General features: G+C 70.8%; 10 protein-coding genes and 3 tRNA genes. 7 read left to right on the top strand and 6 right to left on the bottom strand.

The window, feature by feature from the left end:
- Positions 1-48 precede the first annotated feature (48 nt).
- Positions 49-543 carry a hypothetical protein gene (locus PZE19_RS24725; RefSeq protein ID WP_277863275.1) on the bottom strand — a complete coding sequence of 165 codons (495 nt, stop codon included), beginning with the start codon at positions 541-543 and terminating at the stop codon, positions 49-51.
- Positions 544-750: 207 nt separating this feature from the next.
- Here PZE19_RS24725 and zwf point away from each other — a divergent pair, with 207 nt between their 5' ends.
- Positions 751-2,307 carry a glucose-6-phosphate dehydrogenase gene (gene zwf / locus PZE19_RS24720; RefSeq protein ID WP_277863274.1) on the top strand — a complete coding sequence of 519 codons (1,557 nt, stop codon included), beginning with the start codon at positions 751-753 and terminating at the stop codon, positions 2,305-2,307.
- 112 nt (positions 2,308-2,419) lie between these two features.
- Positions 2,420-3,373: a histone deacetylase family protein gene (locus PZE19_RS24715; RefSeq protein WP_277863273.1), complete on the top strand. Its 954-nt coding sequence runs from the start codon at positions 2,420-2,422 to the stop codon at positions 3,371-3,373.
- Positions 3,374-3,395: 22 nt separating this feature from the next.
- On the opposite strand, the gene PZE19_RS24710 is transcribed toward PZE19_RS24715, so the two are convergent.
- Positions 3,396-3,467: transfer RNA gene (locus PZE19_RS24710), tRNA-Glu, on the bottom strand.
- Positions 3,468-3,683: 216 nt separating this feature from the next.
- Here PZE19_RS24710 and PZE19_RS24705 point away from each other — a divergent pair.
- The gene (locus tag PZE19_RS24705) at positions 3,684-4,247 is read left to right on the top strand and encodes a DJ-1/PfpI family protein (RefSeq protein ID WP_277863272.1); all 564 of its coding nucleotides are present in this window, start codon (positions 3,684-3,686) and stop codon (positions 4,245-4,247) included.
- A 50-nt stretch (positions 4,248-4,297) separates the two neighbouring features.
- On the opposite strand, the gene csrA is transcribed toward PZE19_RS24705, so the two are convergent.
- The 4 genes from csrA to PZE19_RS24685 form a co-directional block, all read right to left on the bottom strand.
- Positions 4,298-4,501, bottom strand: a complete 204-nt coding sequence (gene csrA / locus PZE19_RS24700; protein ID WP_277863271.1) for a carbon storage regulator CsrA — start codon at positions 4,499-4,501, stop codon at positions 4,298-4,300.
- Between the two features lie 245 nt (positions 4,502-4,746).
- A complete protein-coding gene (locus PZE19_RS24695; RefSeq protein ID WP_277863270.1) occupies positions 4,747-5,463 on the bottom strand; it encodes an RNA polymerase sigma factor in 717 nt (238 codons plus the stop codon).
- A gap of 249 nt (positions 5,464-5,712) precedes the next feature.
- Positions 5,713-5,786 (bottom strand) — tRNA-Arg (locus PZE19_RS24690).
- 75 nt (positions 5,787-5,861) lie between these two features.
- Positions 5,862-5,935: transfer RNA gene (locus PZE19_RS24685), tRNA-Arg, on the bottom strand.
- Positions 5,936-6,257: 322 nt separating this feature from the next.
- On the opposite strand from PZE19_RS24685, the gene PZE19_RS24680 reads away from it, so the two are divergent.
- The 4 genes from PZE19_RS24680 (at position 6,258) to PZE19_RS24665 (ending at position 12,302) form a co-directional block, all read left to right on the top strand.
- Entirely contained in the window at positions 6,258-10,145 is a 3,888-nt protein-coding gene (locus tag PZE19_RS24680) for a serine/threonine-protein kinase (protein ID WP_277863269.1), read from the top strand.
- 116 nt (positions 10,146-10,261) lie between these two features.
- The gene (locus PZE19_RS24675) at positions 10,262-11,170 is read left to right on the top strand and encodes a tetratricopeptide repeat protein (RefSeq protein ID WP_277863268.1); all 909 of its coding nucleotides are present in this window, start codon (positions 10,262-10,264) and stop codon (positions 11,168-11,170) included.
- A 17-nt stretch (positions 11,171-11,187) separates the two neighbouring features.
- Positions 11,188-12,120, top strand: coding sequence for a nitrilase-related carbon-nitrogen hydrolase (locus tag PZE19_RS24670; RefSeq protein ID WP_277863267.1), 933 nt, complete (start codon positions 11,188-11,190; stop codon positions 12,118-12,120).
- 20 nt (positions 12,121-12,140) lie between these two features.
- The gene (locus PZE19_RS24665; RefSeq protein WP_277863266.1) at positions 12,141-12,302 is read left to right on the top strand and encodes a hypothetical protein; all 162 of its coding nucleotides are present in this window, start codon (positions 12,141-12,143) and stop codon (positions 12,300-12,302) included.
- The last annotated feature ends 94 nt before the right edge of the window (positions 12,303-12,396 follow it).

Below are 12,396 nucleotides of genomic sequence, written 5' to 3'. Positions count from 1 at the left end.
GTTTCGTTCGAAGGCCCGGGTGGGACGTCTCGCGGGGCCGGGGCCGGTTCAGCGTCGTCGCCCCTGTCGGGGCCGCTCGTTCGTGATCCAGTAGGGGTGGGACGGGCTCATGTACTGGTCGACGAGGTAGCGCGCCCCGAAGATCGCCGCCAGGTTCAGGAGGACGACGAGATACGTCTCCCATTTGCCCAGCTCGAACAGCCAGAAAAAGCCGACCACCATCACGGCCAGCTCGGCCATGGCGCTGAAGAACGGGAAGGGGACCCAGCAGCCGACCCCCTCGGCCAGCACCATGATCCCGGCGAGCTTCAGGGCGACGACGGTGATCGGCCCGAAGTCGCAGTCGATCAGCCGCGACGCGACGATTACTGCGACGATCCCCGCGGGGATCTGGAGCAGCAGCTTTTGCAGCGACCCCTTCACGGCGAACTGCGCCGCGTCCGGGCCGGCCGCCTGGTATGCCTGCGACCCGATCAGGGCGAGGCCGACCAGGAGCATCAGGAAGGGGACCGTACGATGCGACCCCGTGCGAAGCAGCGACATCGATGTTTCACTTCTGTGGAGGGTGGAAGGCGGGCCCGTCGTTGGGCGTCCCCATCTTGCCAGACGCCGCCGCCCCCCGCAACGGCGGGAGGCCGCGGGGCGACGCGGCCCTTGATGGCGCCCCGGCGGGCACCTAGAATCGGACGGCCCGAGCCGTCTCGGCGACGCGCCCCTCGGCCGCCCCTCAGCCTCGCGAGAATTTCAACGATGGCCGAGCCTCCCCTCGAAGCCGATTCCAACCCGCTCCGCCAGGCCCTCCCCCGCGCCCAGGCGCCGCAGCCCTGCGCGATCGTGCTCTTCGGCGCGACGGGCGACCTCGCGCACCGCAAGCTGGTCCCCGCGCTGTACCACCTCTACCACCGGGGGAACCTCCCCACCGAGTGCGCGGTGGTCTGCTTCGGCCGGCGGGACTGGACCGACGAGGACCTCAGGCGCGAATACGAGAAGTCGGTGACCGAGGAGGAGAAGGGCGGCGACTTCAAGCAGGTCTGGCCCCAGTTCGCCTCCCGCCTGATCTTCGCGCCGGGGACGTTCGACGAGCCCGAGGCCTTCCAGAACCTCAAGGCCAAGCTCGACGAGCTGGACCGCACCCACGGCACCCGCGGCAACCGCGTCTTCTACCTGGCCGTGGCGCCGGAGTTCTTCCGGCCGATCGTCGACCAGCTCGGCAAGGCGGGGCTGGTCTACCCCTGGCAGCAGGACGAGCCCTGGAGCCGGGTCGTCATCGAGAAGCCGTTCGGCCACGACCTGGAGAGCGCCCGGGCGCTCAGCCGCGACGCCTCGCGGGTCCTCGACGAGAGCCAGATCTACCGGATCGACCACTACCTGGGCAAGGAGACGGTCCAGAACATCCTGGCGTTCCGGTTCGGCAACAGCATCTTCGAGCCGATCTGGGACCGCCGCCACGTCGCCTCGGTGCAGATCACCGTCGCCGAGGAAGTGGGCATGCCCGGCAATCGGGGGTCGTACTACGACTCCGCCGGCGCGATCCGCGACATGGTCCAGAACCACATGCTCCAGCTCCTCTGCCTGGTGGCGATGGAGCCCCCCGTCGACCTCTCGGCCGACGCCGTCCGCAACGAGAAGGTCAAGGTCCTCCAGGCCCTCCCCCGCTGGAATCCCGCCGACGTCTACGAGAACGTCGTCCGCGCCCGCTACGCCGCAGGCTCGATCGAGGGCGAGGACGTCCCCGGCTACCTCCAGGAGAAGGGGGTCGCCCCCGATTCGACGACCGCGCCGTACGTGGCCATCCGGCTGACCCTGAACACCTGGCGCTGGGCCGGCGTGCCCTTCTTCCTCCGGACCGGCAAGCGGCTGCCCAAGCGCGCCACCGAGATCGCCATCCAGTTCCACCGGCCGCCGACCCGGCTCTTCGACGTCGAGCACGATGGCCAGTCGGTCGGCAACCAGCTCGTGCTCCGCATCCAGCCCAACGAGGGCGCGAGCCTGACCTTCGAGGCCAAGATCCCGGGCTCGCGACGGCGGCTCCAGGAGGTCCGGATGGACTTCCGCTACGGCACCGCCTTCGCCGCCCCGCCGCCCGAGGCCTACGAGCGGCTGCTGCTCGACGTCATGCTCGGCGACCCGACGCTCTTCACGCGCACCGACGAGGTCGAGAACGCCTGGCGGTTCATCACCTCGATCCTCGATGCCTGGGACAAGCCGGACGCGCCGCCGCCCGTCGAGTATCCCGCCGGCACCTGGGGCCCCGCCGACGCCGACGCGCTCGTGGGTCGCGACGGCGCCCGCTGGCGTCGGCTCTGAGCCTCCGCCCGCCCTGTTCCACGGGAAACCGTGCGGCGTCTCGCATTCGGCCGGCGCCCGGGTTAGGATCGGGCCGTCTCAGAAGTTCCGCGAGAGCACCCGGGAGGTCGGCATGTCGGTCGCCCTGTACGTCGATCGCCGCATGATCGAGCATCGGCCCCCGGATAAGCACCCCGAGAAGCCCGAGCGGCTGGAGGCGATCCTCCGCCACCTCAAACGCACGGGCCTGCTCGACGCCTGCCCCGCGGGGGTCGTCCGCGAGGCGACCGACGACGAGCTGCGCCGGGTCCATTCGGCGGCCTACCTTGCCTCGCTCGAAGCCGCCGACCGACGCGGCGGCGGGCCGCTGGACGCCGACACCTGGATGTCGCCCGGATCGCTCACGGCGGCCCGGCTGGCGGCCGGCGCGGCCATCGAGGCGGTCGCCGACGTCATGGGGGGCAAGCATCGCCGCGCGATGGGCCTGGTCCGGCCGCCGGGGCATCACGCCTTGCCGGGCGGTGCGATGGGATTCTGCCTCTTCTCGAACGTCGCCGTCGCCGCCCGCGAGGCGGTCGCACGTCACGCGGCGAATCGCATCCTGATCGTCGATTTCGACGTCCATCACGGCAACGGCACGCAGGAGGCCTTCTACGAGTCGGCCGAGGTCGCCTTCCTGTCGATCCATCGCCACCCCTTCTATCCCGGCACCGGCCTGGAGCGCGAGACCGGCGAGGGCCCGGGGCTCGGGCTGACCAAGAACATCCCCCTCCCCTTCGGGACGCCGCCCGGCGAGTTCCGCGCGGCGTTTCGCGCGGGGCTGCACAAGCTGGCCGACAAGCACCGGCCGGAGCTGGTCATCGTGAGCGCCGGGTTCGACGCGATGGCCGAGGATCCCGTCGGCGGGCTGGGGCTCGACTTCGAGGATTTCGACGCGCTGACGCGGGACGTCGTGGACGTCGCCGAGACCCACGCCCAGGGGCGGGTCGTCAGCGTGCTCGAAGGCGGCTACAACCCCTCGCTCCTGGCCGGCTGCGTCGCGACGCACTTGATGGCCCTGGGATCGGGCCCGGCCGTCGCGTCTTGAATAAAGGGGGGAGAGGAAGGAGTGACCCCGACGGGACTCGAACCCGTGCTGCATGCGTGAAAGGCATGTGTCCTAACCACTAGACGACGGGGCCGTCGTACCGGACAGGGACTAATGTAGCGACCGGCGCGCGCGAAGGTCAAGTCGAAGAGCCCACGCCCGCCGACTTTCACCCAGGCCCGAGCCGCATCCGCGGGTACGACGTTTGCTGCGGATTTCCGATCGGTCGCGACGGGATTGAATCGCGGGCCCCCGCCCTGTAGGTTGGCACGAAAGCCCGCGGACGCGGGAGGACCCGGAGCGGATTGCGATGCCTAGGATCCTGATGATCGCCGGGGACGCGGGCGAAGCCCTCGAGATCCTCTACCCCAAGTATCGCCTGGAAGAGGAAGGGTGGACCGTCGACCTGGCCGCTCCCGAGAAGCGGCAGATCCAGACCGTGGTCCACGACTTCGAGCCCGGGTTCGACACGTACACCGAGAAGGCCGGCTATCGACTCGACGCCGACCTGGCGATCGCCGACGTCGCCGCGGAACGCTACGACGCCCTGGTGATCCCCGGAGGACGCGCACCGGAGTATCTCCGGAACATCCCCAAGGTCCTGGAGATCGCCCGTCATTTCCTGGAGAGCGGCAAGCCGCTCGCGGTCACCTGCCACGGGCCCCTGATCCTGGCCGCGGCCGGACTGCTCAAGGGACGCGTCTTGACCTGCTATCCCCAATGCGCCCCGGACGTCCGGGCGGCGCAGGGCGAGTTCGTGGACCGGGAGGTGGTCGTCAGCGACAACCTCGTGACGTCTCGCGCGTGGAACGACAATGCGCCCTGGATGCGCGAATTCGTGAAGCTGTTGCGATCTCGGGTCGAGCCGGCCTGATCGTCGAGCAGGAGGATTCCTGGTGCGGTCTTCGCGTCGGTCGGATCAGGTCAGGGGTTGATCGTCCGGGTGCCCGGGTCTTCCGACCGGGCCTGATTCTGGATCGCCTCGTAGACCTCGCGGCGGTGGACGGTGATGTCCTTGGGAGCGTCGATCCCCAATCTCACCTTGTCGCCGCGGATCTCGATCACCGTCACCGTGATGCTGTCGTTGATGATGATCGTTTCGTTCTTCTTGCGGGAGAGAACCAGCATCGCCGCTCCTCTCTGGTGCCCATCGCGCGGAGCGCGAACCATCCGATGTCAGGACCAGAACGCCATGAGAAGGACGACCGCGTGGTAAGCCCAAGCATGATCCTTCCTTATAACAACTGTACATGCGGAAGATGGGCGGTCAAGGGGACGCGGGAATTTTCCCCTTGAAAGGAAAATCCGTGCAAACCCGGGAAAACCGATCCCTTAACGCGTTCGTCCTTGCAAACCCTTGACGAAGCTGGGTTTCAGGCCTCGCCGGTGCTGGTGTAGCGGCGGTAGAGCCGGCCCAGTCCGAGGTCGTTGATCTCGGCCTCGACGTCGGCGTTGTCGGTGGGGTGGATGGTCTCTTTCAGCTCCACCACGAGCAGCTCGATGAATTTGGCCCGGGCCCTTTGGAGGTTCTTGCGGAAGGCCTCGGGGGTGACCGGGGCGCCCACGATCGCGGCGAGCCGCTCGGCGATCTCGTCGATCGACGCCTTGGGGTTGTCGCGGCGGAGCTGCAGGACGGTCGCGTAGCGGTTCTTGGAGGTGGTGGCCTGATAGGTCTCCAGCCGCGACCAGACGCGGTTGAGGACGGCCTCGCGCCAGACCCGGTCGAAGTCCTCGTCGGGGAGCGACGCGTCGAGCAGGTCGCCCGGCGGGAGGGGCTGGAGCTTGCGGACCCGGAAATGGTCGATGATGAGCCGATGCAGCACGGTCCGCAGGTAGTCGCGGAACCGCCCCTTGGTGCGGTCGGCCCCGGCGAGCTTGCCGGTCAGGAGCTTGGTCCAGAACTCCTGCAGCACCTCGTCCGCGAGGTGGCGGTCGCGGACCTTCAGGTGGATGTAGCGCGTCAGGGCGTCGTGGTAGCGGCCGACCAGCTCGCCCATCGCCTGCTGGCTCTTGGGGCCCGGCCCGTGGGCGCTGCTGATGGTCGTCCAGTTGGTCTGGATCTCGGTCAGCCGTTCTTCTGGCGTAGACATCGATAGCATCCCATGGGGCCGGGCGGCCGTCGCTGCCGGGGCGGGCGCGCGTCGGGCCGCGGGTTCCACGTGGAAACCGACGCGCCGGCCGCGACCCGGGCCCGCTCCAGCCCTCATTGTACGTTATCCGCGCCGCCGGTCGAAGCGGACGCGGCCGGGTTCCGAAAAACGGGCGGGGTCCCCGCCCCGGGGCCGCCTCGCGCGGTCGGTGTCGCGTCGCCTCGCCTCGCGGAGGGGGGGCGAGGTCAGCACGCCCGGCAGGACTCGAACCTGCGACCGACGGTTTAGAAAACCGTTGCTCTATCCGCCTGAGCTACGGGCGCGTGGGTGGAGGCCGAGTCGCGACGACGGGAGGCGGATCGGCCTCGCGCCGACGCTCCTCCCGTCCCGCGAAGGGATGCGCCCGGCAGGATTCGAACCTGCGGCCTGCGGTTTAGGAAACCGCCGCTCTATCCACCTGAGCTACGAGCGCTCGATGCTCCGGTCTGATTCTCGTCTCCATCCCCTCCCCTGTCAATCGGCCCTCGCGGCGAAGCCGACGCTGTCCCGAAATCTCGACGTCGGCGTATCATGAAGCGGGGAGAACGCCTTTTCGAAAGCGGACGCCGACCTTGCAGTCCCTTCGGAAAGGACTCCGCCGTCCCGACCTCGCGCCCCATCCGCCGATTCCGCCAAGCATTCACGCGCCCTGAATCGGCGCGCGGCGTTGAGCTGGAACGCGGTGCTGATGCGTATTCTCTGGGTGGACAGTTCCGGCGTCGCGATGCGGGTTGGATCGGAGGACGTCGAGAGGGATGATGGCCGAGAGCGAATCGACCAACGGCGATCCCTACCGGTTCCGGATCGGGAGCTACGGGATCCTGCACCCCCTGGGGACGGGGGGGATGAGCTCGGTCTATCGCGCGGTCCACCTGGAGACCGGCCACGAGGTCGCGCTCAAGGTCTTGCCGACCGCCATGGCGCGGAACTCGACGGTCCTCAAGCGGTTCGTCGCCGAGGCCCGCAGCGCCGAGTCGCTCCAGCATCCCAACATCGTCCAGATCTACGACCGCGGGAGCGACGACGGCCGTTATTACCTGGTGCTCGAATACATCAACGGGGGCGACCTCCACGAGTACGTCCAGCATCAGGGGCCGCTGCCGGCCGCCGAGGCGGTCGGCCTCGTCGAGCAGGTGGTGCGGGGCCTGGAATACGCCGCGTCCCGGGGCGTGATCCATCGCGACGTCAAGCCGTCGAACCTGCTGCGGACGCCGCTGGGAGAGGTCAAGATCACCGACCTGGGCCTGGCCCTCCGCCCCGAGTCCGAGGACGAGCGCGTGACGCGCGAGGGGACGACGGTCGGCACGGTCGACTACATGGCCCCCGAACAGGCCCGCGACAGCCGCGCGACGAGCTTCCAGAGCGACATCTACTCGCTGGGCTGCACCTTCCACTACCTGCTGACGGGTCTGCCGCCGTTCCCGGGCGGCGACATCACCGAGAAGCTGACGAGGCACGCGCGGACGCCCCCGCCGGACGTCCGCGAGCTGCGGCCCGACCTGCCCCCGGCCCTCGCGGCGGCCGTCCTGCGGATGCTGGCCAAGAAGCCCGAGGACCGCTTCCCCAGCTACGCGGAGCTGCTCCGATCCCTGCGCGCGATCGACGGCGACGAGTCGAGCGTGGCCCTGGTGCCGATCGACGAGGAGACGACGGCCGTCCGCCCCGCGCGGGATCGCGGCGCCTTCCCGGTTCGCGACCTCCCCGAGCTGCGTCCCAACTCGTCGCTGCCGGAGATCTCCCTCGCCGCCCTCGCCCCCGAGATCGTGGGGACGGCCCCGGCCGGCGCGCGTGCGCCCGGCTTCGGCCCGTCGGCGCTCCCGAACCTGGTCGCGATCCCCCCCACGCCGGCCGCGCTGCCGCAGTCGGCCTCGCTGGGGCCGCGGTCCGCGCCGGTGTCGGAGCACGCCTGGATCGTCCGCTGCTGCCTGATCGGCGGGCTCGTCATCGTGCTAGTCATCGGCATGGACCTGATCCTCCGGCCCTTCCCCAACAACAATCCGTCGGAGCGATTCCCCGAGCCCTCGTCGTCGGCCGTCGTGAAGATCAGGGGCGGGGAGCAAGCCACGACCGTCCCATTCGCCGCCGGGGGCGCCCCGGATGTGGGCCACGCCCGGAAGCCCGCGCCGCCCCCGGCGCCGAGGCGCGAGGAGGGCTCGCCCCCGGCCTGGACCGAGCCCGTCGACGCCTCCGAGCCGGTGCGGCCGATGAAGGCCTATCCCTCGGGCGTGCTCGCGGCGTACCTCCCGGCCTGGGCCCGGGAGCCGATCCCGCAGACGGTCGACGGCCCGAAGACGGTCGTCCGGCGGGCGTCCGACGGTCGCGAGCCCGGGGCCGTCGCCTCGCTCCGCCTGGGCCTCGACGTGCCGCGCGGGGTGGTCGAGCTGGCCGACGTGGGGCCCTTTCCGATCGACGACCTGCGCGTCCCCGGCGAGTCGCGGCTGATCCGCGCGCAGCCGGGATACCGGGCCGTCGTGCGGATCGAGGCGCCGGGGATCGACGCCGTGCGGGCGCTGCCCGGCGTCTTCACGCTCGACGGCCGCAGCCTGATCCTCGACTCGCTGGACCTGGTCGTCAACGTCCGCGAGTTGGGCATGAATCAGCGCGCCCTCTTCCACGGCTCGGGCTTCCAGTTGACCCTGCGGAACTGCACGGTCACGATCGTCAACCCCCTGAGCTCGCCCTTCGTCTTCGCGAGGTCCGACGACGCCGCCGGGCGGCCGTCGCGGATCCGGATCGAGGACAGCCTGATCCGCGGCGACGTCGCGTCGCTGTTCGAGCTGAATCGGGGGCCGGTCGAGGTGGTCGCCTTGCGATCGATCCTGGCGGCCGAGGGGCCGATCGTGCGGACCCCCGACGCGAAGCGGCAGTCCGAGCACCGATTCTTCGCCCTCGGCTCGGCGATGGGCTGCCGCGGCCCGCTCGTCGACCTGAACGGCGGCCCGAAGTCCGACGCGGCGACGCGACGGCTCCGCATCCGCGCCTTCGACTGCGTCTTCGGCCGATTCGCCGGCCCGGGGATCTCCAGCCTGACGTCCAGCGACGTCGCCGAGGCGGTCCTGGACCAGCAGCTCGACTGGCTGGGGGCGAACAACCTGTTCGCCGGCTGGGACGGCTATTTCTCCAGCGGGCCCGAGCACACGATCCGATCGCGGAGCCTCGCCGCGTTTTGTTCCACGTGGAGCAGCGACCTGGGGGCCTCGCGGGAACAGCCCCTGGAATGGCCCGAGATCTCCGCGATCGCCGACGTGACGGCGTCCGGCCTCAAGCCGTTCCTCCCCGGCTGGGAAGAGCTGATCGCGCACGTCGCCCAGCCCCGGCCGTTCCTGATGGCCCGGACGCTGCTCGACTTTCGCCCCCTCCTTGAACCGACGGTCGCCCCCCCCGGCGGGCCGATCCCGGCGGGCGCCGTCGAGTTGACGTTCGACGCCGACGCGGCCTCGACCTGGAACGGCGACCTCGGCGCGTTCCTGCGGGATCACGGCGGCGAGCCCGGCGGCCGTCTGCGGGTCCGGGTCTCCGGGTCGGGCTCCCGGCCCTTCACGCCGGTCCGGTTCCCCGCCGGGGCGACGGTCGAGATCGTCGTGGAGAAGGCCGTCCCCGCGAAGGCCGGGCCACGCGTCGAGAACCGCGTCGACACGTCGGACGACCGGCCCGCCGGCTCGGAGAAGGCCCCCTTGATCTTCACGCCCGTCGCCACGGCTCAGGGCGACGCCCTGCTCGCGCTGGAGGGGGGATGCCTGTCGCTCGCGGGCCTGCGATTCCGCGTGGAGGATCCTTCGCGAGCGCCCGCCCTGATCCGCGTCGACGACGGCTCGCTGGCGATGCACCGGTGCGAGCTGATCGCGCCCCGGACGCTCGACCAGCCCCCGCCGACCCTGATCTCGTTCCGCGCGGCGACGACCCGGCCCCGACCTTCGCCGCCGCCCGACCCGCCGATCGTGGGGGTCGCGGATCGGCCGGTCTGCCTGCTGACCGAGTGCGTCCTGGCCACCTCGGGCGACGCCCTGCGCATCGAGATCGGCCTGGGCCGGGTCGCCCTCTCCCAGTGTGTCGTCGCCGCGCGCGGGGACGCCTTCACGCTGATCCCGGCCCGGGTGGCCCGCTCGCGTTTCGCGGCCGACCTGACGACGGACCGCTGCACCGTCGCGACGGCCCGCGCGGCCGTCCGGATGTCGGCCTGGCCGGGCGAGTCGCCGGGCCCCGACCGGCCGTGGGTCATCTCAAGCAAGAACACGGCCTTTGTCGACCTGTCCGACCGCACGCCCCGCGAGAGCGTCCTCTTCCGGGCCGACCCCGAGTGCTTCGCGCAGGGACAGGCGTTCTGGCGGCAGAACAACGACGCCATCGAGGTCTTCGGTTTCGCCGCGGCGGGCGAAGCGCCGCTCCCGAACCGGACCCGCGACGTCTTCGCCCAGTGGGTCGATCTTTGGGGCCGCGACCACGTCGTGGACGTCACCGGCCCGCGCCCCGGGGCGACTTCCCCGAGCGTCCGCCTGATCGGCCGGCCCCGCCCCGGCAGGATCGAGGCGGTGGACCTCCTCCTCGACCCCAATCACCACGTCGGCCGGCCGCGGCTGAGCGTCGGGGCCGACCCGAGCGTCTTCGACCTGGGCCGACGCCCCGTGGCCGCACGCCTCCACTGAGGTCAGGTTGACGGCCTTCGCGCAGGATCGCTGTTCCCTCGACGGCCTGCCCCGGCGATAATACAGAGACCGCCCATCTCCGAGACGTGAGCAGACGACAGGGAGGACCCGACGCCATGGTGAGGCTCGATCGGCTCGGCGCGTTGATCACCGCAGCCATCATCGCCGCGGGCTGGAACCCGGACGCCCACGGCCAGTCCGCATCGTCTTCGGGCGGCGCGTCCTCGTCGGGGACGGCCGCTTCGGGCCACCGCTCGCAGGGCGACCCCACGCAGATCCCGGCCGCCGTCTCGTCGGGGTGGAACTGGTACCGGCCCTACGTGATCGTCCAGGCGACGCCCATGGGGGTCTACTCCACGGTCCACGTCCCCTTCGGCGCGATTCCCGCGGGAGTCCCCGTGTACGTTCCGCAGCCCTCGATGGGGCCGGCGGCCCCGGCCCCGCCTCCCGGCCTGATCCGCCCGGTGAAGCTCGACCGGGCGACGATCCGGGTCAAGAAGGCCGACCGGGAACGCGCCGAGCAACTCACGACGTTCGGCGACCGCATGTTCCGCATCGGCAACTACAAGCGGGCCGAGGAACGCTACCAGCAGGCGATCCACGCGAACCCGTATTCGGCCGCCCCGCGATTGCGGCTGGCCCAGGTCGCCCTCGTCCGCGAGCAGTATCCGCTGGCGGCCGACCTGCTCCGCGAGGCCGAGACCGCCCAGCCGGGCTGGATCGTGACCGCCAGGGACGTCCAGTCGCTCTACGCCGAGCCGGCCGACTTCGCCCGGCACGTCGCCAAGCTGGAGGCGCACCTGCACCGCAAGCCCGAGGATCGCGACGCCTGGCTGGTCCTCGGTGCCCAGTGGTTCCTCTCGCGCCGGGAGGCGAAGGCGGCCGACGTGTTCCTCCGCCTCGACGAGCCCCGGCGCAAGCCCGACGTCGCCCTCGCCGCCTTCCTCGACGCCGCGCGCCTCCGCAAGACCGAGCCGCCCGCGCCGGATCCCGGCAAGGACTCGTCCCAGCCCCTTTCGCCCTGAGCCCGGACGCCATCGACGTGACGCCTCGCTACTACGCCGCCGCCTGCCAGACCGACCTGCCCCGTCCCCGCTCGCGCGAAGAGATCGCCGGCCGGGTCGACCACCTGCTGGGGATGATCGACCACGCGGTCGTGGGCTACGCCCCCATCTTCGACGTCCGGCTCGTGGTCTTCCCCGAGTTCGCCCACGCCGCGCCGATGTACGAGACGGTCGAGGAGCTGCGCGACAAGCTCGCCGTGCCGATCCCCAACGAGCACACCGACCGCTACGTCGCCAAGGCCCGCGAGCGGAACGTCTATATCCAGACGGGGACGTTCCTGGAAGTCGACGCGCGCTGGCCCGGGGCCGTCTTCAACACGACCTGCCTCATCGGCCCCGACGGGCTTTTGAGCCGCTACCGCAAGGTGAACCCCTGGCTGCCGTGGGAGGTCCACGCCAGCCCCCACGACCTGCCGGGCTACGACGAGCCGATGTTCCCGGTCGTCGAGACCGAGATCGGCCGCCTGGGCGCGGCGATCTGCTACGACTGGCTCTTCCCCGAGGCGATCCGGGCGCTGGCGCTGGCCGGGGCCGAGGTGTTGATCCGCGTCTCCGCGTACATGGATCCCTGGGGCGCGACGCCGCCGATGGACTGGTGGACCCTGTTCAACCGGGCGCGGGCCGTCGAGAACATGGCGTTCGTCGTGGCGGCCAACCAGGGGGCGAGCGCGGCGAACTACCCGCCGTTCTCGTGGCCGGGCGGGAGCATGGTCGTCGACTTCGACGGCCGGATCCTGTCCCAGGCCGACCCGGGCCCCGGCGAGAAGATCGTCGTCGGGCCGATCGACCTGGCCGCGCTTCGCGCCGAGCGGGGCCGTCGCCGGGGTCATCACATGCTTTCGCACCTCCGGACCGAGGCCTATACTGACCTCTACGCGCGGCCCATCCATCGGCCGCCGGGACGAGCTTGAGACTCGCGAGGACTCCGCCCATGCGCCGTTGGTTCCTGTTCGCGCCCGGGATCCTCTCGCTCGCCCTGGCCGGCTGCGGCGGCGAGGAGGAACCGACGGAGGTCCCCAAAGCGCCGCCCCGAGGCCAGGGGCTGCCGAAGCTGGCCCGCCTCGAACCCGTCCCGTCGCATCCTCAGGACTGAGGGACGGCCTCGGGACTTCGGCGCCGTCCCTCCACCCTTCGGTCGCCGCATCCTCCTCTCCAGGCAAGCCGGCTCTCTCTCCCGAGGTCGCTTC

The sequence above is a fragment of the Paludisphaera mucosa genome (assembly GCF_029589435.1).
Classification (GTDB): domain Bacteria; phylum Planctomycetota; class Planctomycetia; order Isosphaerales; family Isosphaeraceae; genus Paludisphaera; species Paludisphaera mucosa.
The sequence above is the reverse complement of the archived record's forward strand: the minus strand, read 5'-3'. Positions and strand labels throughout refer to the sequence as shown.

Excerpts from the sequence above, each read along its gene's own strand:
- PZE19_RS24680 (WP_277863269.1), top strand. The coding sequence starts at position 6,258 with ATGATGGCCGAGAGCGAATCGACCAACGGCGATCCCTACCGGTTCCGG.
- PZE19_RS24725 (WP_277863275.1), bottom strand. The coding sequence starts at position 543 with ATGTCGCTGCTTCGCACGGGGTCGCATCGTACGGTCCCCTTCCTGATG.
- PZE19_RS24675 (WP_277863268.1), top strand. The coding sequence starts at position 10,262 with ATGGTGAGGCTCGATCGGCTCGGCGCGTTGATCACCGCAGCCATCATC.
- csrA (WP_277863271.1), bottom strand. The coding sequence starts at position 4,501 with ATGCTGGTTCTCTCCCGCAAGAAGAACGAAACGATCATCATCAACGAC.
- PZE19_RS24705 (WP_277863272.1), top strand. The coding sequence starts at position 3,684 with ATGCCTAGGATCCTGATGATCGCCGGGGACGCGGGCGAAGCCCTCGAG.
- PZE19_RS24715 (WP_277863273.1), top strand. The coding sequence starts at position 2,420 with ATGTCGGTCGCCCTGTACGTCGATCGCCGCATGATCGAGCATCGGCCC.
- zwf (WP_277863274.1), top strand. The coding sequence starts at position 751 with ATGGCCGAGCCTCCCCTCGAAGCCGATTCCAACCCGCTCCGCCAGGCC.
- PZE19_RS24695 (WP_277863270.1), bottom strand. The coding sequence starts at position 5,463 with ATGTCTACGCCAGAAGAACGGCTGACCGAGATCCAGACCAACTGGACG.
- PZE19_RS24665 (WP_277863266.1), top strand. The coding sequence starts at position 12,141 with ATGCGCCGTTGGTTCCTGTTCGCGCCCGGGATCCTCTCGCTCGCCCTG.